The 24,189-nt window shown below is 60.2% G+C and carries 20 protein-coding genes, 3 tRNA genes and 1 riboswitch; of the genes, 2 read left to right on the top strand and 21 right to left on the bottom strand.

All coding sequences use genetic code 11. The features are described 5' to 3' along the window. Positions 1 to 17 precede the first annotated feature (17 nt). Positions 18 to 1,460: a magnesium transporter gene (gene mgtE, locus J3P79_RS06950; RefSeq protein WP_420767492.1), complete on the bottom strand. Its 1,443-nt coding sequence runs from the start codon at positions 1,458 to 1,460 to the stop codon at positions 18 to 20. A gap of 322 nt (positions 1,461 to 1,782) precedes the next feature. On the opposite strand from mgtE, the gene J3P79_RS06945 reads away from it, so the two are divergent. Next, positions 1,783 to 2,268, top strand: a complete 486-nt coding sequence (locus tag J3P79_RS06945) for a cell envelope protein SmpA (RefSeq protein ID WP_434609225.1) — start codon at positions 1,783 to 1,785, stop codon at positions 2,266 to 2,268. Positions 2,269 to 2,315: 47 nt separating this feature from the next. Here J3P79_RS06945 and J3P79_RS06940 read toward each other — a convergent pair. The 7 genes from J3P79_RS06940 to ltaE form a co-directional block, all read right to left on the bottom strand. Then, a tRNA-Arg gene (locus J3P79_RS06940) sits at positions 2,316 to 2,392 on the bottom strand. A gap of 72 nt (positions 2,393 to 2,464) precedes the next feature. Then, positions 2,465 to 2,541: transfer RNA gene (locus J3P79_RS06935), tRNA-Arg, on the bottom strand. Positions 2,542 to 2,648: 107 nt separating this feature from the next. Next, positions 2,649 to 2,739, bottom strand: a tRNA-Ser gene (locus tag J3P79_RS06930). Between the two features lie 62 nt (positions 2,740 to 2,801). Continuing rightward, the gene (gene csrA, locus J3P79_RS06925) at positions 2,802 to 2,990 is read right to left on the bottom strand and encodes a carbon storage regulator CsrA (RefSeq protein ID WP_003178872.1); all 189 of its coding nucleotides are present in this window, start codon (positions 2,988 to 2,990) and stop codon (positions 2,802 to 2,804) included. A gap of 185 nt (positions 2,991 to 3,175) precedes the next feature. Further along, positions 3,176 to 4,417 carry an aspartate kinase gene (locus J3P79_RS06920; protein ID WP_039591870.1) on the bottom strand — a complete coding sequence of 414 codons (1,242 nt, stop codon included), beginning with the start codon at positions 4,415 to 4,417 and terminating at the stop codon, positions 3,176 to 3,178. Between the two features lie 85 nt (positions 4,418 to 4,502). Continuing rightward, complete coding sequence (gene alaS, locus J3P79_RS06915; RefSeq protein WP_434609224.1) at positions 4,503 to 7,127, bottom strand: alanine--tRNA ligase; 2,625 nt, start codon at positions 7,125 to 7,127, stop codon at positions 4,503 to 4,505. 146 nt (positions 7,128 to 7,273) lie between these two features. Continuing rightward, positions 7,274 to 8,278: a low-specificity L-threonine aldolase gene (ltaE, locus tag J3P79_RS06910; protein WP_434609223.1), complete on the bottom strand. Its 1,005-nt coding sequence runs from the start codon at positions 8,276 to 8,278 to the stop codon at positions 7,274 to 7,276. Positions 8,279 to 8,548: 270 nt separating this feature from the next. Further along, positions 8,549 to 8,716, top strand: a riboswitch (FMN riboswitch). Between the two features lie 101 nt (positions 8,717 to 8,817). Here ltaE and J3P79_RS06905 point away from each other — a divergent pair. Further along, complete coding sequence (locus J3P79_RS06905; protein WP_434609221.1) at positions 8,818 to 9,327, top strand: 6,7-dimethyl-8-ribityllumazine synthase; 510 nt, start codon at positions 8,818 to 8,820, stop codon at positions 9,325 to 9,327. A 50-nt stretch (positions 9,328 to 9,377) separates the two neighbouring features. On the opposite strand, the gene astE is transcribed toward J3P79_RS06905, so the two are convergent. The 13 genes from astE to acs all read right to left on the bottom strand — a co-directional run bounded on the left by astE (position 9,378) and on the right by acs (position 24,025). Then, positions 9,378 to 10,385 carry a succinylglutamate desuccinylase gene (gene astE / locus J3P79_RS06900; RefSeq protein WP_434609219.1) on the bottom strand — a complete coding sequence of 336 codons (1,008 nt, stop codon included), beginning with the start codon at positions 10,383 to 10,385 and terminating at the stop codon, positions 9,378 to 9,380. Between the two features lie 12 nt (positions 10,386 to 10,397). Next, positions 10,398 to 10,685: a hypothetical protein gene (locus J3P79_RS06895; RefSeq protein ID WP_047228780.1), complete on the bottom strand. Its 288-nt coding sequence runs from the start codon at positions 10,683 to 10,685 to the stop codon at positions 10,398 to 10,400. 69 nt (positions 10,686 to 10,754) lie between these two features. Then, the gene (astB, locus tag J3P79_RS06890) at positions 10,755 to 12,101 is read right to left on the bottom strand and encodes an N-succinylarginine dihydrolase (protein ID WP_434609217.1); all 1,347 of its coding nucleotides are present in this window, start codon (positions 12,099 to 12,101) and stop codon (positions 10,755 to 10,757) included. A 61-nt stretch (positions 12,102 to 12,162) separates the two neighbouring features. Next, the gene (gene astD / locus J3P79_RS06885; protein WP_434611383.1) at positions 12,163 to 13,632 is read right to left on the bottom strand and encodes a succinylglutamate-semialdehyde dehydrogenase; all 1,470 of its coding nucleotides are present in this window, start codon (positions 13,630 to 13,632) and stop codon (positions 12,163 to 12,165) included. Continuing rightward, complete coding sequence (gene astA / locus J3P79_RS06880) at positions 13,629 to 14,654, bottom strand: arginine N-succinyltransferase (RefSeq protein ID WP_434609214.1); 1,026 nt, start codon at positions 14,652 to 14,654, stop codon at positions 13,629 to 13,631. The genes astD and astA overlap by 4 nt, the downstream gene beginning before the upstream one ends. Before the next feature lie 54 nt (positions 14,655 to 14,708). Then, the gene (gene aruF / locus J3P79_RS06875) at positions 14,709 to 15,728 is read right to left on the bottom strand and encodes an arginine/ornithine succinyltransferase subunit alpha (protein WP_003178851.1); all 1,020 of its coding nucleotides are present in this window, start codon (positions 15,726 to 15,728) and stop codon (positions 14,709 to 14,711) included. 173 nt (positions 15,729 to 15,901) lie between these two features. Then, positions 15,902 to 17,122: an aspartate aminotransferase family protein gene (locus J3P79_RS06870; RefSeq protein ID WP_434609211.1), complete on the bottom strand. Its 1,221-nt coding sequence runs from the start codon at positions 17,120 to 17,122 to the stop codon at positions 15,902 to 15,904. Positions 17,123 to 17,334: 212 nt separating this feature from the next. Continuing rightward, on the bottom strand, positions 17,335 to 18,315 hold the full coding sequence (locus J3P79_RS06865) for a GlxA family transcriptional regulator (RefSeq protein WP_264430580.1): 981 nt from the start codon (positions 18,313 to 18,315) through the stop codon (positions 17,335 to 17,337). A gap of 115 nt (positions 18,316 to 18,430) precedes the next feature. Beyond that, positions 18,431 to 19,195, bottom strand: a complete 765-nt coding sequence (locus tag J3P79_RS06860; RefSeq protein ID WP_434609209.1) for an ABC transporter ATP-binding protein — start codon at positions 19,193 to 19,195, stop codon at positions 18,431 to 18,433. A 56-nt stretch (positions 19,196 to 19,251) separates the two neighbouring features. Further along, a complete protein-coding gene (locus J3P79_RS06855; protein WP_186635882.1) occupies positions 19,252 to 19,950 on the bottom strand; it encodes an ABC transporter permease in 699 nt (232 codons plus the stop codon). After that, complete coding sequence (locus J3P79_RS06850) at positions 19,947 to 20,636, bottom strand: ABC transporter permease (RefSeq protein WP_025215109.1); 690 nt, start codon at positions 20,634 to 20,636, stop codon at positions 19,947 to 19,949. Before J3P79_RS06850 ends, J3P79_RS06855 begins: the two co-directional genes overlap by 4 nt. 90 nt (positions 20,637 to 20,726) lie before the next feature. Continuing rightward, on the bottom strand, positions 20,727 to 21,500 hold the full coding sequence (locus J3P79_RS06845; protein WP_434609207.1) for an ABC transporter substrate-binding protein: 774 nt from the start codon (positions 21,498 to 21,500) through the stop codon (positions 20,727 to 20,729). A gap of 569 nt (positions 21,501 to 22,069) precedes the next feature. Next, positions 22,070 to 24,025 (bottom strand): acetate--CoA ligase, encoded by a 1,956-nt coding sequence (acs, locus tag J3P79_RS06840; RefSeq protein WP_434609205.1) that lies wholly within the window; start codon positions 24,023 to 24,025, stop codon positions 22,070 to 22,072. Positions 24,026 to 24,189: the final 164 nt, after the last annotated feature.

Here is a 24,189-nt window from a genome sequence, read left to right as displayed (position 1 = left end):
GCTGCTTGATAAGCCATTCAGAGCAGGAAGATCGTCGCCAGGCCCAGGAAAATGAAGAACCCGCCACTGTCCGTCATGGCAGTGATCATCACACTGGCGCCCATTGCCGGGTCGCGCCCCAAGCGCGCCAGGGTCATGGGAATCAAGACGCCCATCAACGCGGCCAATAGCAGGTTGAGTGTCATCGCTGCAGTCATGACCACGCCCAGCGACCAGCTGCCATACAGCAGATAGGCCACCACGCCAATCACCCCACCCCAGATGACGCCGTTGATCAAGGCAACCGCCAATTCCTTGCGCATCAACCGCGATGTATTGCCCGTGCTGACCTGGTCCAGGGCCATCGCGCGGACAATCATGGTAATGGTCTGGTTACCGGAGTTGCCGCCGATACCGGCAACGATGGGCATCAGCGCCGCGAGGGCCACCAGTTTTTCAATTGAGCCTTCGAACAAGCCGATGACACGAGACGCGACAAACGCCGTGATCAGGTTGATCGCCAGCCAGGCCCAGCGGTTACGCAAGGACTTCCAGACCGAGGCGAAAATGTCTTCTTCTTCCCGCAGACCCGCCATGCTGAGGACTTCGCTTTCGCTTTCCTCACGGATCAGGTCAACCATTTCGTCGATGGTGAGACGGCCAATCAGCTTGCCGTTCTTGTCCACCACCGGCGCAGAAATCAAGTCGTAACGTTCAAACGCCTGGGCCGCATCGTAGGCGTTTTCGTCGGGATGGAAGCTCACGGGGTCGCTGGCCATGACCTCGGCCACTTGCTTCTCCGGGTCGTTGACCAGCAAGCGCTTGATTGGCAGCACGCCTTTGAGCACACCGTCGTAATCGACCACGAAGAGTTTGTCGGTATGCCCTGGCAACTCCTTGAGGCGACGCAGATAACGCAAGACCACTTCAAGGCTGACGTCCTCGCGGATCGTCACCATCTCGAAGTCCATCAGCGCACCGACCTGCTCCTCGTCATAGGACAGTGCAGAGCGCACACGCTCGCGCTGCTGCCCATCGAGGGCTTCCATCAGCTCGTGGACAACGTCGCGGGGCAGTTCAGGGGCAAGGTCGGCGAGCTCGTCGGCGTCCATCTCCTTGGCTGCGGCGAGAAGCTCATGATCATCCATGTCGGCGATCAGGGTTTCGCGAACCGAGTCGGACACTTCGAGCAGGATGTCGCCGTCGCGATCGGCCTGGACCAATTGCCAGACCGTCAGCCGCTCTTCCAGCGGCAAGGCTTCAAGAATGTAGGCGACGTCGGCCGAGTGCAGATCGTCGAGCTTGCGCTGCAACTCGACGAGATTCTGCCGGTGGACCAGGTTCTCGACCCGATCGGAATGCGGACCTTCCTGGCGATGCGTCAGGTCTTCCACGACCCGCTGGCGATGCAGCAGCTCAACGACTTGAGCGAGGCGATCCTGAAGGCTTTCCTGCGTTTTTTTTACTTCTATTTCGGTCATAGGCGAACTCCACTCCCAGCAGTGGAGCACGCCGGAAGGATCAATCAGTTAATTCATGATTGGCAAAACAAGCTGTTGAGTAACTACTGGGTAAGTCCATGAAGATATTCCAAAGCCCCGGCGGGGCTGACGGGCGCAATCATACACCGCTTGGCGCCGTAACACGTTAAAAAATCATGGCAAGAACAAGCGCTTGCGAGACAAACCTGAACACAGGCTGAATGTCTGTTTCTACGACGACTTATCCTGAAAAGAAAACACACCCTCAGGCAAAAATGCAGCGGCTAACCTTCTTCATTTACCGCCAAGGAGGACGGGTTGCATGCCCTTATGCCGCTATCTGTTTTTATTCGCCACCCTGCCCTGCCTGCCTCTGTGGGCTGCCGATCACGTTGTGCATCGCTGCGAAAACAACGCAGGGCAAGTCACGTTCACGACCCTTAGTTGCGATCAGGGAGAAACCCTCACCCTGCAACAAATTCATTCATTCACCCCGGACCACATCGAACCGATACTGCCCGAAGCCGAGGGCCGGAAAACATCCAGCAACAAAACCAGGCGCAAGGAACCGACCATTGTCGGCCGACAAGAAGACAGCTGTGGAAACCTGATCAACGCCAGCCAGCGCCGCGATGCCATCCTGAACCAACGAATCGTTGTCGGCATGAGCCAGGGGGATGTCGTGAGCGCGCTGGGCAAACCGGACACGATCAAGGTTCGGAATTCGAGCACGCGGTACACCTACAAAACCAAGAGGGGTCGCAGTGCAGAAGTCGTATTCGATGAGAGAGGATGCGTAAAAAGCTGAATCGCAGACAGCAAAAAGCCCGCGTTCAACGCAGGCTTTTTGGTGTTTGGTGCACTCGACAGGATTCGAACCTGTGACCGCTCGGTTCGTAGCCGAGTACTCTATCCAGCTGAGCTACGAGTGCAAGTTGTGGTTTTATACCAGATCACAACTGGTTGAAGCCAAGTTATTTGCATTACTGCAAGCAACTCTTAAATGGTGCACTCGACAGGATTCGAACCTGTGACCGCTCGGTTCGTAGCCGAGTACTCTATCCAGCTGAGCTACGAGTGCATTTGTTGCCGCGCATTATAGGTCGTCAAATCCTTTTGTAAAGCGCTTTTTTCAGTAATTTCAATCACTTACCGATCAAGCCAGGTTCTAACGCACTAAACGAATAATGGCGGAGAACGGGGGATTCGAACCCCCGACACCCTTTTGAGGTGTACTCCCTTAGCAGGGGAGCGCCTTCGGCCACTCGGCCAGCTCTCCGCAACACGGGGCGTATATTAACCACCTTCATCTCCGTTTGCAAACATAAAAATCGATAAAAATTAATGGCTTGGTTCGTCGTCCTTCTCTTTCTTGATACGCAGGTAGATTTCCTCCCGGTGTACAGCAACCTCTTTCGGGGCGTTGACGCCGATGCGCACTTGGTTTCCTTTGACGCCGAGCACGGTCACGGTGATTTCGCCATCGCCAATAATCAGGCTCTCTGCACACCGACGGGTCAGAATCAGCATACCTTTCTCCTCACGCAATTCACTTAAGGGACAACCGTCTGCAAAAAAAAGGCATGGGACCTACAACCGAAACGGTCGCAGCCTACAGGCCTAGTATTGACCAGCGCGCGCAAAAGAACAGTTTTGGGACACGCCATTCAGAAAAACAAAGGGCGCGGTGAAAACCGCGCCCTCGGCACAACGCATTACTCGCCCTGTCGGGCCGCAGCGTCGAGTTCAAAAGCCGTGTGCAGGGCGCGCACGGCCAGCTCCAGGTACTTCTCTTCGATCACCACGGAAACCTTGATTTCCGACGTGGAGATCATCTGGATGTTGATGCTTTCCTTGGCCAGGGATTCGAACATGCGGCTGGCCACGCCTGCGTGGGAACGCATGCCGACACCGACGATCGAGACCTTGGCGATCTTGGTGTCGCCGACCACTTCCCGGGCACCAATCTCGTCGGCCGTCTTCTTCAGTACGGCTTCGGCGGATTGGTAGTCGTTGCGGTGCACGGTGAAGGTGAAGTCGGTGGTGTTATCGTGGGCAACGTTCTGCACGATCATGTCGACTTCAATGTTGGCGGCACTGATCGGGCCGAGGATCTTGAAGGCCACGCCGGGGGTGTCTGGCACACCACGGATGGTCAGCTTGGCTTCATCGCGGTTGAAAGCGATGCCGGAAATGATCGGCTGTTCCATGGATTCCTCTTCATCGATAGTAATGAGGGTGCCCGGACCCTCCTTGAAGCTGTGCAGGACGCGCAGCGGAACGTTGTACTTGCCGGCGAACTCAACGGCACGGATCTGCAACACCTTGGAACCGAGGCTGGCCATTTCCAGCATCTCTTCGAAGGTAATCTTGTCCAGGCGCTGAGCCACGGGCACGACCCGTGGATCGGTGGTGTAGACGCCGTCCACATCGGTGTAGATCTGGCACTCGTCAGCCTTGAGGGCTGCCGCCAGCGCAACACCAGTGGTATCTGAACCGCCACGGCCCAGCGTCGTGATGTTGCCGTGCTCATCCACGCCTTGGAAACCGGCGACAACCACGACGCGACCGGCCTTCAGGTCACCACGAATTTTCTGATCGTCGATCTGCAGGATACGCGCTTTATTGTGCGCGCTGTCCGTCAGGATGCGCACCTGGTTGCCGGTGTAGGACACCGCCGGCACGCCACGCTTGATCAGCGCCATGGCCAGCAAGGCAATAGTCACCTGCTCGCCGGTGGAAACGATCACGTCCAGTTCACGGGGGACCGGTTGCTGGTCGCCGCTGATTTGCTTGGCCAGATCGATCAGACGGTTGGTCTCGCCGCTCATGGCCGACAGCACGACCACCAGGTCGTCGCCAGCGTCACGGAATTTCTTAACCTTGTCGGCGACTTGTTCGATTCTCTCGACGGTGCCGACCGAGGTGCCTCCAAATTTCTGTACGATCAAAGCCATTTCAAAGCCGCCTCTGCCCATGAAGGGCGCCCAAATAATCAATCAACAGCGGCCGGGCCCACCTTGGCGAGCCCGGAGCGCCGTCTTAAATACCCTGCTCTACAAATGCAACGGTCTGGGCCAGTGCCGCGTCCAATGCGCCGGCGTCGGTACCGCCGCCTTGCGCCATGTCCGGACGACCACCGCCCTTCCCGCCCACTGCCGCAGCGGCCTGCTTCATCAAATCACCGGCTTTGAGTTGGCCAGTCAGGTCTTTGGTCACGCCTGCGACGAGAACGACCTTTTCCTCATGGACACCGCCGAGCAGGATCACTGCGCGACCGAGTTTGTTTTTCAGTTGATCGACCAGCGCCAGCAGCGCCTTGCCATCCTGGCCGTCGAGACGCGCGGCGAGCACTTTCACGCCCTTGACGTCCACGGCCTGGGCCGACAGATCGTCGCCCGCGGCGCTGGCGGCCTTGGCCTGCAACTGCTCGAGTTGCTTTTCCAGCGCACGGTTGCGCTCCAGCACAGCCGACAGCTTGTCGATCAGGTTGTCGCGGCTGCCCTTGATCAGGCTCGCCGCTTCCTTGAGTTGTTCTTCCGCCGCGTTGAGGTACGCCAGCGCCGCTGCGCCAGTGACCGCCTCGATACGCCGTACGCCGGAGGCCACGCCGCCTTCGCTGATGATCTTGAGCAGGCCGATGTCGCCGGTGCGATTGGCGTGGATGCCACCGCACAGCTCGACGGAGAAATCACCGCCCATGCTCAGCACGCGCACGTTGTCGCCATATTTCTCACCGAACAACGCCATCGCGCCCTTGCCCTTGGCGGTCTCGATGTCGGTTTCTTCGGTCTCTACAGGGGAGTTCTTGCGAATCTCGGCGTTGACGATGTCTTCCAACGCCTTGATCTGCTCAGGCTTGATGGCTTCGAAATGACTGAAGTCGAAGCGCAGGCGCTGACTGTCCACCAACGAACCTTTTTGCTGGACATGCTCGCCCAGCACCTGGCGCAACGCTGCGTGCAGCAAGTGCGTGGCGGAGTGGTTCAGCGACGTCGCGTGACGAACCTCGGCATCGACATGGGCGGCCACGGGCGCGGCGATCATCAGACTGCCGGAAGCCAGCACGCCGTGGTGCAGGAACGCGCCGCCGGTCTTGGTGGTGTCACGTACGTCGAAACGCGAGCTACCTGCTTGCAGGTAACCACTGTCGCCGATCTGACCGCCGGATTCGGCGTAGAACGGGGTCTTGTCCAGCACGATCACGCCTTCCTGGCCTTCGCTCAGGATGTCGACCGATTGTCCGTCCTTATAGATCGCGACGATCTTCGCCGAACCGGTGGTTGCGGTGTAGCCGGTGAATTCGGTCGCCACGTCAACCTTGACCAGGCTGTTGTAGTCCATGCCGAAGGAACTGGCGGAGCGTGCACGTACACGCTGGGCTTCCATCTCGCGTTCGAAACCTTCCTCGTCGAGGGTCAGGTTGCGTTCGCGGGCGATGTCGCCGGTCAGGTCCATCGGGAAGCCGTAGGTGTCGTACAGCTTGAACACCACGTCGCCCGGGACCACGTTGCCCTTGAGCTCGGCCAGGTCCTGCTCGAGGATTTTCAGCCCTTGCTCCAGGGTCTTGGCGAATTGCTCTTCTTCGCCCTTGAGCACGCGTTCGATGTGCGCTTGCTGGGACTTGAGTTCAGGGAACGCCTCGCCCATCTCGGCCACCAGTGCCGCGACGATCTGGTAGAAGAAGCTGCCCTTGGCACCCAGCTTGTTGCCGTGACGGCAGGCGCGACGGATGATCCGGCGCAGCACGTAGCCACGACCTTCGTTGGACGGCAGCACGCCGTCGGCAATCAGGAAGCCGCACGAACGGATGTGGTCGGCGACCACTTTCAACGAAGCCTGGTTGTCGTTGGTGCAACCGATGGCCTTGGCCGACGCGCTCAGCAGGCTCTGGAACAGGTCGATTTCGTAGTTGGAATGAACATGCTGCAGCACCGCGCTGATCCGCTCCAGGCCCATGCCGGTGTCGACCGACGGCGCTGGCAGCGGATGCAACACGCCATCGGCGGTGCGGTTGAACTGCATGAAGACGTTGTTCCAGATCTCGATGTAGCGATCGCCGTCTTCTTCCGGAGAGCCGGGTGGGCCGCCCCAGATGTCGGCGCCGTGATCGTAGAAGATCTCGGTGCAAGGGCCGCACGGGCCGGTGTCGCCCATGGTCCAGAAGTTATCGGAAGCGTAAGGCGCGCCCTTGTTGTCGCCGATGCGCACCATGCGCTCTGCCGGGACACCGACCTCTTTGGTCCAGATGTCATAGGCTTCGTCGTCGGTGGCGTAGACCGTTACCCAGAGTTTTTCCTTGGGCAGGTTCAACCACTTGTCGGACGTGAGGAAGGTCCAGGCAAAGGTAATGGCGTCGCGCTTGAAATAGTCACCGAAGCTGAAGTTGCCCAGCATTTCGAAGAACGTGTGGTGACGGGCGGTATAGCCGACGTTTTCCAGGTCGTTGTGCTTGCCGCCGGCACGTACGCATTTCTGGCTGCTCACCGCACGGGTGTAGGCACGTTTTTCCTGGCCCAGGAAGCAGTCCTTGAACTGGTTCATCCCCGCGTTGGTGAACAGCAGGGTCGGGTCGTTGCCCGGAATCAAAGAGCTGGAGGCTACTCGGGTGTGGCCTTGCTCTTCGAAGAAGCGAAGGAAGGCTTCACGGATTTCTGCGCTTTTCATTAGGTTCTTCCACGGAGGCTGCGGCCAAAGGCCTGTGCAAAACGTCAACAGACGAAGCAACGGCAAAGGGCCGCATTATATCGGCCCTTCGCTTGGGGTACAGCGTGTTTATGCGATAGAAACTGTCAATTGCCCCGGTTGGCGGGTCATTGGCGGGAAAATTCGACGAAAGTGCCGACCACTTGATCGATTTGCGCCGAGCTGACGTCCATGTGCGTCACCATTCGCAGGCGTGGCGCCGCGCTGAGCATGACGCCCCGATGACCGGCAAACGCCTTGATTGCCTCGGCCCGCTCGCCCATCTGCACGTAGACCATGTTGGTCTGCACCGGCTCGACCTCATAGCCCGCCGCGCGCAAGCCTTCGGCGAGTCGCTGGGCGTTGGCGTGGTCATCGGCCAGCCGCTGGACGTTGTGCTCCAGCGCATACAGCCCCGCCGCCGCGAGGATCCCGGCCTGGCGCATGCCGCCCCCCACCATTTTACGCAGCCGGCGGGCCTTGCCGATCAGCTCCGTCGTGCCACACAGGACCGAGCCTACCGGAGCGCCGAGGCCCTTGGACAGGCACACCGACACCGAATCGAAATACTGGGTGATGTCCCGGGCATCGACATTCAGCTTGACCGCCGCGTTGTACAACCGCGCGCCATCAAGGTGCAGGGCCAAGCCATTCTCCTGGGTGAAACGCCGCGCACGAGCCAGGTACTCCAGCGGCAGCACCTTGCCCTGCATGGTGTTTTCCAGGGCCAGCAAGCGGGTGCGGGCAAAATGAAAGTCATCGGGCTTGATCGCCGCGGCGACGTGCGCCAGGTCCAAAGAGCCATCCGCCTGCACCTCGAGGGGCTGGGGCTGGATCGAACCGAGCACCGCCGCTCCGCCGCCTTCGTATTTGTAGGTGTGGGCCTGTTGGCCGACGATGTATTCATCGCCGCGTTCGCAGTGGGCCATCAATCCCAACAGATTGCTCATCGTGCCCGTGGGCACGAACAACGCCGCAGCGAACCCCAGGCGCGCGGCCAGCTCGGCTTCGAGACGATTGACGGTCGGGTCTTCGCCATACACATCGTCGCCGGTCGGCGCGCTGGCCATGGCATCCAGCATGCCGGCGGAAGGTTGGGTGACCGTGTCGCTGCGAAGATCGATAACACTCATGAATCTGGCCTCGGGTTCTGGTGGAGGAATTCCCTTTCGGAGGGCAATTACTGCGGGCATGGGCAAGAATAATCAAGCCCGCTCGAAGTAATTTCCGTGGCGAGGGAGCTTGCTCCCGCTGGACTGCGAAGCAGGCCCATCTTTTGCGGCTGCTTCGCAGCCGAGCGGGAGCAAGCTCCCTCGCCACAATGTGTGCTCAAGGCTTCCAAGTCATGCACTGCACCGGAATATGTGTTAAAAATCGTCCGCCGTCACAAAACGTGGCGGCAAAAACGTTCTCAGGGCGGGGTGCAATTCCCCACCGGCGGTAATTGCGCGCAATGCGCATAGCCCGCGAGCGCTTGGCGGTACATCGCTTTTGGGGTGTAGCGACAAGGTCAGCAGACCCGGTGTGATCCCGGGGCCGACGGTCATAGTCCGGATGAAGAGAGAACGGGATCGACACCCAAGGGCCGCCTGCGACTGTCTTGTGCGCGGCGCACCCTCGAATCCCCTTCAATTCATGACGCCCTGTTTTTCACACAAACAGGAACCAGAACATGCAACCCACCGCAATCGACAGCAAGACCAAAACCCATCCGGGCGAGCGCGTCGCGTTCATCCAGGCCTGCTGGCACAAGGAAATCGTCGACCAGAGCCGTAAAGGCTTCGTCGCTGAAATGCTCAGCCAGGGCTACCAGGAAAGTGACATCGACTTCTTCGAAGTCGGCGGTGCTTTCGAAATTCCACTGCACGCCAAGCTGCTGGCCAAATCAGGCCGCTACGCCGGCATCGTTGCCGCCGGCCTGGTGGTGGATGGCGGCATCTACCGCCACGAATTCGTCGCCCAGTCGGTGATCAGCGGCCTGATGCAGGTGCAATTGGAAACCGAAGTTCCGGTGTTCTCGGTCGTGCTGACGCCGCATCACTTCCACGCTGGGGAGGAACACCAGAAGTTCTTCTTCGAGCATTTCGTGCACAAGGGCCAGGAAGCGGCGAAGACCTGTGCCGATACCTTGCACAAAACCCGGGCGCTGCGTCGCAGTGAACAGCGGGCGGTAGCGGTTTAAAAGCTGCAAAAAAAAACCTGTGGGATTCAGCAGCGTGGGTGAGATTTGGGTCAGACCAAACCTTCATCCGTCGCCGGCACGATCAGAATCCCCGCCCGCAAGCCATTCTTGACCTTGGGATTCGGAAAGATGATCCGTGCGCCCTCTTCTTCTATCACCCAGCGGGTCTGGGCGATGTCCTCAGCCAGCACATAACCTTTTTCAAGCTCCGAGAAGTTCTCGATGTCCGCTGGCAGGTTCAAGCGGAAGCTGTCGCTGTGCTTGATGATTTCCCGCGCAACACTGAACAGTTGCAGGCCGTCCAGGCTGCCTTTCGTCTCCGGCTCGTTGCCTTCGATGATCTGGTGCAGACGGGTTTCCAACAAGCCGACATTGACCCCGTCGTTCTGGCCAAATGGCCGGGCCTTGCCCAGTTCCAGGGTGAAGGATTCGGCGCCAAGCTGGTCGTAGGTGTAGGCGCTGAACACGATGGATGGTTTGTTCTGCAACAACACCGCCTCCATGCCCGCCGCACGCAGACGGGCCAGTTCACGGCGTGAATGCTGGCGGCCTTCCTTCCACGGGTATAAAGCGAACTGCTCGATCTTCGAACCGCGAATGGCGGTGTGCAGGTCGTAGTGCAAGCGGCTGCGGTCCGGCACGCTGAAAAAACTCGCGGCCAGCCGTTCCAGTTCACAGGCGCGCAACGCCTCTGGGCCGCCGCTCAGCTCATGGCGACCATTGAACAACCGGTTGACGTCCTGTTCGACGAAGCGCTCGCCGCGACGGATCGCCTCCGGATTGCCAAACAGGAAAAGAATGCGTGCCCGGGGCTTCAGGTCGCCACGGGCGATGTCATGCAGCAGGCGGTCGAGCAATTCGATCGGCGCGGTTTCGTTGCCGTGGATACCGGCCGACAGCAGCAGGTCCAGGCCATTATCCCGGGCTTCGGGCGGCTTGACCTCCAGCGCGCCCTCGCTCAACCAGCGCATCCTTACGCCTTCGACAGTCAGTTGAGTCTTCTCCGCCGGTTCACGGCCGGCGAGGGTCAGTTCAAGCAGTTTGCCGAGGGCGAGCATAATGCGGTTTCCTTAGTGGTCGTGGCCGCAATCCGGGCCATGGACGTGGTCGTCATCGCCCATGTCCGCTGGTTCCATTTCCAGTTGCAGGCTGACCAGGTTGGTGGCTAACGGACGCAACAGCAGGTTGGCGTATTCCTCGTCCCCTTCTTCGACGTCGACGCCGATCAGCAGCTGACCGCGGCCATCTTGCTGGATCCACAACTCCTTGCCCTGCCACATCACCGCGACGCGGGTGCAGGAGGTTTCCAGTTGCGTGCCGTCGGTGTCTTCAAGGATCAGCTGCAGGGTATCGCTCATGTTTTTACATTCTCGTCTGGGGATAAGGCAACGCGCCCTGCCTTGACTGTAGTCAGGTCGCGCGCGCTTTCAATTGATCTGGAAAGGATAGACCGAGCCAAGTTTAAGGATTTGTGTCAGCTCATCCAGGGCCGACCGGCATTCGAGCAATAATTGCGGGTCCGCCAGGTCGTTTTCGGTCATGCGGTCGCGGTAGTGATTCTCGACCCATTGGGTCAGCGAATCGTACAGCGGCGCGGTCATGATAACCCCTGGGTTGACGGCCGCCAGTTCGGTTTCGTTCAGCGCCACGCGCAACCGCAGGCAAGCCGGGCCGCCGCCGTTCTGCATGCTTTGCTTGAGATCGAAGACCTTCACTTCACGGATCACCCCGCCAGCGCCCGTCAGGCCTTGCAGGTATTGCCAGACGCGTTCGTTGCTACGGCATTCTTCCGGCACGATCAACAGCATCGAGCCGTCAGGACGCGACAGCAACTGGCTATTGAACAGGTAGGAACGTACCGCGTCATCGACGGTAACCGCCGAACGCGGTACGCACACCGATTGAAATTTCCCACCGACCTTGGCGAGTTTACTGCTCAGTTCGGCCAACATATTGTCGGTCTCGAGGAAGGCGTCCTCGTGATAAAACAGCACTTCGCCATTGCCCACCGCGATTACGTCGTTGTGGAACACGCCCTGGTCGATCACCGACGGGTTCTGTTGGGCGTAGACCACGCCTTCCTCCCTCAACCCATGCAGGCGGGCAACGGCCTGGGAGGCTTCGAGGGTCTGGCGCGCCGGGTATTTCTGCGGAGCCGGATAACGGTTGTCGAAGGCACTGCGACCGAAGACGAAGAACTCGACACCGGCCTCGCCATACGCGCGGCAGAAACGGGTGTGGTTGGCCGCGCCTTCATCTCCGAACTGCGCCACCGCCGGCAACGCGGCGTGGTGGGCAAAGTGTTGCTGGTTGGCGAACATCGCTCCCAGCACACGGCTGGTGGTCGGATGCTCGATGCTGCGGTGGTATTTGCAGTTCAGGTTGGCTGCAGTGAAATGCACGCGGCCATCGGCGGTGTCGGCGCTCGGGCTGACCGTGGCGGCGTTGGCCACCCACATGCTCGAGGCCGAGCAACTGGCAACCAGCAGCGGCATCGCTTCTTTCGCGGCCCTCTGGATGACCTGCGCGTCACTGCCGGCAAAGCCCAGCCGACGCAACGCTGCCACATCCGGACGTTCCTGCGGCGCCAGCACACCTTGCTGGAAGCCCATGTCCATCAGCGCCTTCATTTTCGCCAGGCCTTGCAGCGCTGCTTCCTTGGGGTTGGAAGACTGCTGGCTGTTGCTCTGGGAGGCGACGTTGCCGTACGAGAGCCCGCCGTAGTTATGGGTCGGCCCCACTAGACCGTCAAAGTTGACTTCATAGGATTTCATCAGCGAGGCTCCACGAGAATCTGTTTTTTTATAGACATCAAGTAACAACCGCGATCGGGGTTCACACCATTCTCACGCCGGGGGTCAGGGCAGCCGGCATCACAAGGCTTGGTGTCTCCAGGGAAGCCACCGGGTACGCGCAATAATCCGCCGCGTAATAAGCGCTGGCGCGGTGGTTGCCCGAGGCGCCTACCCCACCGAACGGGGCGCTGCTGGCAGCGCCGGTCAGTTGCTTGTTCCAGTTGACGATACCGGCGCGGCTTCGCAGCCAGAACTGCTCATAGCGCTCTTGGGAGTCCGACAACAACCCGGCGGCCAAGCCATATTGAGTGTTGTTGGCTTCGGCGATCGCGCCTGCGAAATCCTTGTAGCGGATGACCTGCAACAACGGCCCGAACAGTTCCTCGTCGGGGCGCTCGGCCACGGCGGTGACGTCGAGGATTCCTGGCGTCAACAATGCAGCCTGGGGCTGTGGCTGGGTCATTGCCAACAGTGGCAAGGCGCCCTTGCCCAACAAATGGTTCTGCGCATCCATCAAGGCCTTCGCGGCGGCCAGGGAAACCACCGAGCCCATGAATGGCGCCGGTTGTTGGTCGAAGGCCCCTACGTCGAGGGTCGAACTGACCTGTACCAGGCGCGCCAGCAGGGCATCGCCCCATGGGCCGTCCGGCACCAGCAGGCGGCGTGCGCAGGTGCAGCGCTGGCCAGCGGAAATAAATGCAGACTGGATGATGGTGTACACCGCCGCATCGACATCGGCCACCTCATCCACGACCAACGGATTGTTGCCGCCCATTTCCAGCGCGAGGATCTTGTCCGGACGGCCGGAAAACTGTTGGTGCAACAGATTGCCGGTGCGGCTGGAGCCGGTGAAGAACAACCCGTCGATCCCCGGCTCCGCTGCCAAGGCAATGCCGGTTTCCCGCGCGCCTTGCAGCAGGTTCAGCACGCCCGCCGGCAAGCCGGCCTCGGCCCAGCACTTGACCGTCAGCTCGGCGACTTTCGGCGTCAGCTCGCTCGGCTTGAACAACACGCAGTTGCCCGCCAGCAACGCCGGCACAATGTGCCCGTTGGGCAAATGGCCAGGGAAGTTGTAGGGACCGAACACCGCCACCACGCCGTGGGGCTTGTGGCGCAGGACCGCAGTCGCGTCGCCCAGGGGGCCGCTTTTCTCGCCGGTACGCTCGCGGTAGCTCTGCACCGAGATCGCGACCTTGTTGATCATGCTGGTGACTTCGGTAGCCGCTTCCCACAGGGGCTTGCCCGTTTCCTCACCGATGCAACGGGCCAATTCGTCAGCGTGCGTCTTCAGGGTGCCGGCGAACGCTTCCAGCACCTGGATGCGCTCATCCAGCGGGCGTCGCGCCCAGTCCGGAAACGCCTGGCGCGCCGCCTGCACGGCAGACTCCACTTGGGCTGCGGTTGCGCCTTTTCCAGACCACAGCACTTGCTGGGTCACCGGGTTCAACGACTCAAAGACGTCGCCCTGGCCTTCCAGCCAACTTCCAGCAATGTACAACGATTTCATTATTTCGACTCCCGTGCAGCGGACAACGCCACGGCACGCACCTGGTCGCCAGCGTTGAGTTGAAGACGTTTGGCGGTCAGCGGATCGACGACCAGTGTGCCTGCGGCAAAGCGGGCCGGTGCAGCGGTGATGCGGCACTCTTCGCGCTTGCGGTTATGAATGAGGAACGGCGTGGCGTCATCGCCCGGCGTACCGATGGCCAGCACCAGCGCCTGGCTGTCGCGAACCGCGCGGATCTTGCCGGTTTCGCATTCCACCGCCGGGCCGGCGTCGAAGATGTCGACGTACCCTTGGTAGCTGAAGCCTTCGCTCTTGAGCATCGACAATGCCGGTTCGGTATCTGGATGAACCTGGCCAATCACGGCCCGGGCATCTTCGGAAAGGAAACAGGTGTACAGCGGGAACTTGGGCATCAGCTCGGCGATGAACGCTTTGTTACCGACACCGGTCAGGTAATCGGCCTGGCTGAATTCCATCTTGAAGAAATGCCGGCCCAGACTTTCCCAGAACGGCGAACGCCCGTTGTCGTCGGACATGCCGCGCATTTCAGCGATGATCTTGTTGCCGAACAGCTGCGGGAACTCGGCGATGAACAGCATCCGCGCCTTGGCCAGCATCCGGCCATTGAGGCCGTTGCGGTAGTCCGCGTGGAGGAACAACGAGCACAACTCGGAGTTACCCGTCAGGTCGTTGGCCAGGAACAACGTCGGGATTTCCCGGTAGATGTTCAGTTCCTGGGAAGCGCTGACGGTCAGGCCGACCCGGAAGTTATACCAAGGCTCACGCAGGCCCACGGCACCGGCGATGGCGGAAATGCCCACCACCCGCCCGTCGTCGTCCTCGAGCACGAACAGATAGTCCGCATCGCCTCGCCCGGCTTCACCGCGAAAAGTCTTCTCGGCCCAACCGACCCGATGGGCCAGGCGCTCTTCATTGGCTGGCAGGGTGGTCAGGCCGGTGCCGGTGCTGCGGGCCAGGGCGATCAGAGCGGGTAAATCGCTGCTGCGTACGGGACGAACGATCATGCTATCTCCTCAAACGGGCCGCTCACGCCACCCGCGAAACTCAGCTGTAAGGCGTTAAACCGCTACCAGGCGCACACTCGCACCTTCGCCAACGCCCAAGGCTTCGGCTGCTTCCATGTCCAGGGTTACAGGTTTGCCTGGCGCGTAGTCGAGTTCGAGCAGCACGGCGCGGTAATCCTGCAATTGGGCATTGGCCACCAGGTATTGCCGACCGGCACCCTTGACCGGTTCACCGATCTTGACCGGCACCACGCGGCTCTGGGCGATCGAGCGGATCCCCGAGACACGGGCATGCAGGGTCGGGCCGCCGTCGAAGATGTCGATGTAGTGATCGGTCTCGAAGCCCTCGCGCATCAGGATGTCGAAGGTGATCTGCGCACGCGGGTGGACCTGGCCCATGGCTTCTTGGGCGGCATCCGGCAACAGCGGCACGTAGATCGGGTAATGCGGCATCAGCTCGGCGAGGAAGGTCCGGCTTTTCAGCCCGCACAGACGCTCGGCCGCCGCGTAGTTGAGGTCGAAGAAGTTGCGACCGATAGCGTCCCAGAACGGCGAGTCACCATTCTCGTCGCTGTAGCCGACGATCTCGGTCACCACCGAATCGGCGAATCGCTCCGGGTGGCTGGCGACAAACAGCAGCCGCCCGCGTGAATTGAGCTCCGACCACGGCGACCCCACCAATTCCGGCACCACGTAGAAACTGGTCAACAGGCTGTTGCCGGTCAAGTCGTGGCACTGAGAGAGTACGTGGATCTTGTTGTGGATCTTCAGCTCGCGGGAGGCGTGAACGAAGGTCTCGTTGCGAAAGCTGTAGAACGGTTCGGAGTAACCGGCCGAAGCGACAATCGCCGAACAGCCGGCCAGCTTGCCGGTCGCGGTGTCTTCGAGGACGAAGAAATAGCTCTCTTCGCCGTTGAAGCTGACTTCAGCGGCAAACGAGGCTTCGCTTGCGGCGATCTTGTCGCTCAGGCGTTCCACGTCATCCGGCAAGGAGGTGACACCGATCGGACTGTCCGCAGCCAGACGCTGTACCTCGCCCAGATCAGCCATTTGCGCGGGGCGCATCACCAGCATGGTGTCACTCCTTAACTTGAAATAAACGGTTCGACCAAAGAGTCGATACACAGAAAAAAACTAAACGAACACCCAGGCCCGCATTGCATCTGCGGCGGTCTTCGATTTTTCAGCCACTGCAAGACCCCTGTGGGAGCGAGCTTGCTCGCTCCCACAGGGGGTCCGGGTCAGCCTCAGGCTTGGGTCAACTTCGCCGCAGCCCGCTCGAAGCGATCCAGGCCTTCGTCGATGTCGGCGTCTTCCACCACCAGGCTCGGGGCGAAGCGAATCACGTCCGGGCCGGCTTGCAAGATCATCAGGCCTTCCTGCTCGGCGGCGTTGAAGATGTCCTTGGCCTTGCCTTTCCAGGCGTCGTTCAGCACGCAACCGATCAGCAGGCCCAAACCACGCACCTGGGTGAACAGGCCGTATTTCTCGCCGATCTGTTCCAGGCGCGCTTTGAATTTGTCGTGCTTGGTTTTGACGCCACGGAGCACTTCAGGGGTATTGACCACATCGATCACCGCTTCGGCCACCGCGCAGGCCAGCGGGTTGCCGCCGTAGGTGGTGCCGTGGGTGCCGACAACCAGGTGCTTGGCCAGCGCTTCGGTAGTGAGCATCGCCGCGATCGGGAAACCACCGCCCAAGCTCTTGGCGCTGGTGAGGATGTCAGGGACAACGCCGTAATGCATGTAGGCGAACAGGTGGCCGCTACGGCCCATGCCGGTCTGCACTTCGTCGAATACCAACAGCGCATCGTGGGCATCGCACAGGTCACGGGCGCCTTGCAGGTAAGCCAGCTCGGCCGGCAGTACACCGCCCTCGCCCTGGATCGGTTCCAGCACCACGGCGCAGGTCTTGTCGGAAATGGCGGCTTTCAAAGCAGCCAGATCGTTATAAGGAACGTGGGTGATGCCGGTGATTTTAGGCCCGAAACCGTCGGAGTACTTCGATTGCCCGCCGACGTTGACGGTGAACAGCGTACGGCCGTGGAAACTGTTGAGCGCGGCGATGATTTCGTATTTTTCGCTGCCGAAACGATCGAACGCAACGCGACGGGCCAGCTTGAAGGCGGCCTCGTTGGCCTCGGCGCCGGAGTTGCAGAAGAACGCACGCTCGGCAAAGGTCGCGTTGACCAGTTTGTGAGCCAGGCGCAGGGCCGGTTCGTTGGTGAAGACGTTGGAGACGTGCCACAGCTTGTTGGCCTGTTCGGTCAGTGCGCCGACCAGCGCCGGGTGGGCATGGCCCAGTACGTTGACTGCGATACCGCCAGCAAAGTCGATCAGTTCGCGACCGGATTGGTCCCATACGCGGGAACCGGCACCACGCACAGGAATGAAGGCAGCAGGTGCATAGTTGGGAACCATAACCTGGTCGAAATCGGCGCGTTGTACCGCGGCTTGCTCAACGGACATCGGAGTCTCCTGATGAGGAACACCCGCCTGGAACTGGCGGGCTTGGTAAGGATTGTAAGGACAGTTTTCAGCCCGGCCTTGCCGCCAAGCGACAACTTCTTATAGCGCCAACCCACGTTTTTCGCGGGTTTACGGCAATGCGACAAATAGCGTCGCAAAGGCGCAGTTTAAACGGTGTCGCAGGACTTGAGGCGCTGGACTGAAGATTTGCCTCAGCCGCGCTCGGACGGCACCGAGGACAATTCGAACGGACTACTGCTGCGCCGCTGGTTGCGATCTTCCCGAGGCGTGGCGCCGAAGAAGTTGCGGTATGCGCTGGAAAAATGAGGACCGGAAGAGAAACCGCAGGACAGGCCGATCTGGATGATGGATTTGCTGGTCTGCATCAGCATCTGGCGGGCCTTGTTCAGGCGCAGCTCCAGGTAATACTGGCTAGGCACACGATTGAGGTACTGCTTGAAAATCCGCTCCAACTGCCGACGGGAGACGCACACATGCTGGGCAATTTCGTCAGTGGTCAGCGGCTCCTCGATGTTGGCTTCCATCAAGAGAACAGCCTGGGTGAGCTTCGGATGGCTGGAACCGAGACGGTTCTGCAGCGGGATGCGCTGGCGCTCGCCACCTTCGCGAATGCGCTCGACCACCAGCTCTTCCGACACCGCGCCGGCCAATTCCGCACCGTGATCTCGCGCCAGCACCGCCAACAAAAGGTCCAGCACCGACATGCCGCCGCAGGCACTCAGCCGATCACGATCCCAATCAAACAGATGACTGGTGGCGATGACCTTGGGAAAACGCTCGGAAAAATCGTCCTGCCAGCGCCAGTGCACCGCAGCCCGATAACCGTCGAGCAAGCCCAACTGGGCCAGGGGATAGACGCCGGCGGACAAACCACCGATGACACAACCGGCGCGCACCAACTGCTTGAGCGCGCTGCTCAGTGGCGAGGCCAGCGTGGTCGGCGGCTCGTCGGCCAGCAGGAACAGCTTCTGCAAACCCTCGAGCTTGCCGACCCAGGATTCACCGGGTAACTGCCAGGCGCCCTCGGCGGGTGGCTCGGCTTGCAAGAACGACAGCTCGTAGACCACGTCCGGATGCACTCGCTGAGCGACACGCAAGGCCTCCTCGGCCAGCGCCAGCGTCAAGGCTTTAGTGCTGGGCCAAATCAGGAAACCTATTCGATGGGCAGTCATGGCGGGCAATCCGAAGCGAAAACAGTGTTAAAGCCAAAAGCGGCTGCAACCAAATTAGACCATCTGGCGCATGGCGCGCAGCATGATCCAAATCAGTTGCGTAACGGGAGCGAGATTACTTGAGGCTGCCCGACAGGAATTGCTGCAAACGCTCCGATTGCGGGTTGACCAGCACTTCGCGCGGGTTGCCGCTTTCTTCGACGATGCCTTTGTGCAAGAACACCAACTGGTTCGACACTTCACGGGCAAAGCCCATTTCGTGAGTCACCACCACCATGGTCCGGCCTTCCAACGCCAGGGCCTGCATCACCTTGAGCACGTCGCCGACCAATTCCGGATCCAGCGCCGAGGTCGGTTCGTCGAACAGCATCACCTCAGGCTCCATCGCCAGCGCACGGGCGATTGCCACCCGCTGCTGCTCGCCGCCGGACATGTGTCCAGGATAGGCGTCCTTGCGATGGGCCACGCCAACTTTGTTCAGGTAGTGCTCGGCCTTCTCCCGCGCTTCAGCCTTGGCCACACCCAGCACATGGACGGGTGCTTCGATGACGTTTTCCAGCGCAGTCATGTGCGACCACAGATTGAAATGCTGGAACACCATCGACAACCGCGAACGCATGCGCTGCAGCTGCTTGGGGTCCGAGGCCTTCATGGCGCCATCCTTGCCCGCCACCAGCTTCAGCTCTTCGTTGTTGAGCAGGATCTTGCCGGCATGGGGTTGCTCAAGCAGGTTGATGCAACGCAGGAAAGTACTCTTGCCGGAGCCACTGGAGCCGATGATGCTGATCACATCGCCAGCGGCGGCTTTCAGGGACACACCCTTGAGCACTTCGTGACTGCCATAGCGTTTATGCAGGTCTTGGACTTCAAGCTTGTACATGCGGTCGGTTCTCACAAAACGTCAGTCGTTGTGCAGTCGATCGGATCGATGCGTTATCAGTGCTTGCGCGGGGCCAGGTAACCCAGCCAGCGGCGCTCGGCCAGCTTGAACAGGCGCACCAGGATGAAGGTCAGGCACAGGTAGAAAACGCCGGCCGTGATGTAGGCCTCGAACGGCAAGTAGTACTGCGCATTCACCGTACGCGCGGCACCGGTGATGTCGATCAAGGTCACGATGGAGGCGAGACTGGTGGTCTGCAGCATCATGATCACTTCGTTGCTGTATTGCGGCAGTGCCCGGCGCAGGGCCGATGGCAGCAGGATCCGGCGATACAGCTTGTAGCGCGACATGCCCATGGCCTTGGCCGCCTCGATCTCGCCATTGGGCGTGGCCCGCAGACTGCCGGCGATGATTTCGGCGGTGTAGGCGCTGGTGTTGATGGCGAACGCCAGGCACGCACAGAACGTCGCGCTGGACAACCACGGCCAGAGGAAGCTTTCGCGCACAGCCTCGAACTGCGCCAACCCGTAATAGATCAGGAACAGCTGCACCAGCATCGGCGTGCCGCGGATCACGTAGGTGTAGAGCCAGGCCGTCATGTTGACGATCGGCTGCTTCGACACCCGCATCAGCCCCAGGGGCAGCGCCGCCAGCAGGCCGAAGAACAGCGACAGGGCCAACAGCTTCAGGGTGGTCAGCAAGCCACTGAAGTACAGCGGCAAGGCTTCATAGATGACGTTGTAGTCGAAGATCATAGATCAGCCGCCCTTACGCCTACCGAGTAGCGCTTCTCAAGGTGACGCAACGCCAGCAACGAGACACTGGTGATCACCAGGTACATCGCCGCCACTGCGAGGAAGAAGGTGAAAGGTTCGCGAGTGGCATCCGCCGCCTGCTTGGCCTTGAACATCATGTCTTGCAGGCCCACCACGGAAATCAGCGCGGTGGCCTTGGTCAACACCAGCCAGTTGTTGGTGAAGCCCGGAATCGCCAGGCGAATCATCTGCGGCACCAACACCCGGAAGAACACCTGGAAGCCGCTCATGCCATACGCCATGCCCGCCTCCGCCTGGCCCTTGGGGATCGCCATGAATGCACCGCGAAAGGTTTCCGACAGGTACGCACCGAAGATGAATCCCAGGGTGCCGATGCCGGCCGCCAGCGGGTTCAGGTCGATGTAGTCGTCATAGCCGAGCATCGGCGCGACGCGGTTGAGCAGGTCCTGGCCGCCGTAGAAGATCAGCAGGATCAGCACCAGGTCGGGAATGCCGCGGATGACCGTGGAATACAGGTCGCCCAGCCACGCCAGCCAGCGCACCGGCGAGAGGCGCAAGGCGACGCCGATCAACCCCAGGACGATGGCCAGGGCCATGGACGACAAGGCGAGCTGAAGCGTCAACCATGCGCCATCGAGGATGACAGCCCCGTAGCCTTTCAACATGATTCAGGTCCTCGAAAGTGGGATGAAAAAATGGCGCAAACCGCAGAGATCCTGTTGCTTGCGCCATTTCACACGAGTGGCGGGACGTGGTTACTTGCCGTAGATATCGAAGGCGAAGTACTTGTCCTGGATTTGCTTGTACTTGCCGTTCTCGCGAATGGCGGCAATTGCCGTGTTGATCTTGTCTTTCAGCGCATCATTCTTGCGAACCGCGATGCCGATGCCGTCGCCGAAATATTTCTCATCGGTAAAGGCTGGACCTACAAATGCGAAGCCTTTGCCAGCATCGGTCTTCAAGAAGCCGTCATCCAACAGCGTAGCGTCCGCCACGGTGCCGTCGAGGCGGCCGGCGGAGACATCCAGGTAGATTTCGTTCTGCGAGCCGTACGGCTTGATCTCGGCACCCAGTGGAGCCAGGACTTCACGGGCGAAACGCTCGTGGATCGAACCGCGCTGCACGCCGATGTTCTTGCCCTTGAGCTCGGCCAGGCCTTCGCTGACCTGGGTGCCGGCCTTCATCACCAGACGGGCTGGGGTGTTGTAGTACTTGTTGGTGAAATCAACAGACTTCTTGCGGTCTTCAGTGATCGACATGGAGGAAAGGATCGCGTCGATCTTGCGCACCTTCAGCGCCGGGATCAGGCCGTCGAATTCTTGCTCGACCCACACGCACTTGACCTTCATCTCTTCACACAGCGCATTGCCGATGTCGTAGTCGAAACCGACGATGCTGCCGTCCGGAGCCTTGGAAGCAAACGGAGGGTAAGCGGCTTCGATACCGATTTTCAGGGGCTTCTCATCAGCGAAGGTCGGCAGGGACAGCACGGACAGTGCAAGGGCGCCAAGCAGCACAAGTTTCTTCATCTTGGGACTCCATCGGTAAAGGGCGAAAACGGCAGAGTGAGCAACAGCCCAATATGCGAATGGGTGGAACGAACTTTGGTGCTGCGTCCGACAAGCGCGCATTTTATTCAACGCAGGCCACGACGAGCGAGTGATCGGCATTCTAACGACAGGCCCGAAGCCGATATTTCTTCAATGCGACAACAAATTACAGAAGCACCGAGAAAGCTGTTCGAGCACATTGACAGTCTTGCAAATTCATGCAAGAGCAAAAGAAGGTAAACCGATCTATACTGCAAATAGCGGGCCCATTATTGGCAAACCCTTCTAATCCGGCAAGCACAGCGTGTCGGCTTATTTTCAGAGAGGCCTCGAACCGCCCTGTGACGGGGCTTCGCGTTTCACATCGCCCCGTTATGGCGCCTTTGGTTACACATTTCGAAACGTCGGTAACGTTCAGACACCTCCTACTTTAAACGCCGATATTTATTCATCCACCAAACCCGCCACAAAAGTGAGCGCCACACGCTTACAAAAAAAGCCCCGCCCGGCAAACGCCGAGCGGGGCTTTTCGGTGTTACACGCTACCGTCAGGCGACGTTCATGGTCTTGTGCGTCTCGATCAGGTGCGCCACCACACCCGGGTCGGCCAGGGTGGAGATATCACCCAAGCCGTCGTACTCCGCCGTGGCGATCTTGCGCAGGATGCGGCGCATGATCTTGCCGGAGCGGGTTTTCGGCAGCCCTGGCGCCCATTGGATCACGTCCGGCGAAGCAATCGGACCGATCTCCTTGCGCACCCAGTTTTTAAGCTCCAGGCGCAGAGCCTCGCTGGTTTCTTCGCCGGCATTCAAGGTGACATACACGTAGATGCCCTGCCCCTTGATGTCGTGCGGCACACCCACCACCGCCGCTTCGGCGACTTTCGGGTGGGCAACCATGGCACTTTCGATCTCGGCGGTGCCCATGCGGTGGCCGGATACGTTGAGCACGTCATCCACCCGACCGGTGATCCAGTAGTAGCCGTCCTCGTCGCGACGGGCGCCGTCACCGGTGAAATACATGCCACTGAAGGTCTTGAAGTAAGTGTCGACAAAACGGTCATGGTCACCGTACAGCGTACGCGCCTGGCCTGGCCACGAATCGAGGATCACCAGGTTGCCTTCGGCAGCGCCTTCGATCAGGTTGCCAAGGTTGTCCACCAGCGCCGGCACCACACCGAAGAATGGGCGAGTAGCGGAACCCGGCTTCAACGCTGTGGCGCCTGGCAGCGGGCTGATCAGCACACCACCGGTTTCGGTCTGCCACCAGGTGTCGACGATCGGGCAACGTTCCTTGCCGACATTCTTGTAGTACCAGTCCCAGGCTTCCGGGTTGATCGGCTCGCCCACCGAACCCAACAGGCGCAGGCTGCTGCCATCGGCGCCTTCGACCGCGGCGGTGCCCGAGGCCATCATCGCGCGGATCGCGGTCGGCGCGGTGTAGAGAATGCTGACCTTGTGCTTGTCGACGACCTTGGCCACCCGCGTGATATCCGGATAGTTCGGCACGCCTTCGAACAGCAGCGTGGTCGCGCCGTTGGCCAGCGGGCCGTAGACGATGTAGCTGTGGCCAGTGACCCAACCCACGTCGGCGGTGCACCAGTAGACCTCGCCCGGCTTGTAGTCGAACACGCGCTCATGGGTCAGTGCCGCGTACAGCAAGTAGCCAGCCGTGGTGTGCTGCACACCCTTGGGTTTGCCGGTGGAACCGGAGGTGTAAAGGATGAACAGCGCTTCTTCGGCGCCCATTTCCTTCGGTGCGCAGACGGTACCGGCAACCTTCATCAGGTCTTCGTACCAGATGTCACGGTGCTGGTTCCACTTGATGTCGCCCGCCGTGCGCTTGCACACGATGACCTTCTGGATGCTGCTGGTTTCCGGGTTGGTCAGCGCGTCATCGACGTTGGCCTTGAGCGGGATCTTCTTGCCAGCACGAATGCCTTCGTCGGCAGTGATCACCACTTTGGATTTGCAGTCGATGATCCGGCCGGCCAGGGCTTCGGGGGAGAAACCACCGAACACCACCGAGTGGATCGCACCGATGCGGGCACAGGCCAACATGGCGACCACGGCCTCAGGGATCATCGGCATGTAGATTGTCACCACGTCGCCGCGGTGCACGTCCTGACCGCGCAGGGCGTTGGCGAACTTGCAGACTTCTTCGTGCAGTTCGCGATAGGTGATGTTGCGGCTCTCGGACGGGTCATCGCCCTCCCAGATGATCGCGATTTGATCGCCGCGCTCGGCCAGGTGACGGTCGAGGCAGTTGTAGGAAACGTTCAAGGTGCCGTCGGCGAACCACTTGATGTCGACATGGTGATCGTCGAAGGACGTCTGCTTCACCGTGGTGAAAGGCTTGATCCAATCGAGGCGCTTGGCCTGCTCGCGCCAGAAGCCATCGGGGTTGACGACCGACTGCTGGTACATGGCCTTGTAGGTCGCCTCGTCAGTCAGCGTGTTGGCCGCTACCTCGGGACGAACGGGATACACAGAAGCCGCACTCATCTTTCTTACCTCGGTGACAATAGTTGTTTTTGTATGGTTCCGTTGTAGCTCGGGGCGGGCCTATAGAACCATTCGACGATGGTAGTAACAAGTCCCTACAAAATGTCGGTACTAACCTGCGCACCCAGCAAATCCTCTGTGGGAGCGGGCTTGCTCGCGAAGGC

Source organism: Pseudomonas sp. R1-7 (assembly GCF_051132105.1).
GTDB lineage: Bacteria > Pseudomonadota > Gammaproteobacteria > Pseudomonadales > Pseudomonadaceae > Aquipseudomonas.
Note: the sequence above shows the minus strand (reverse complement) of the source record. Positions and strands in the feature narration are given on the sequence as shown.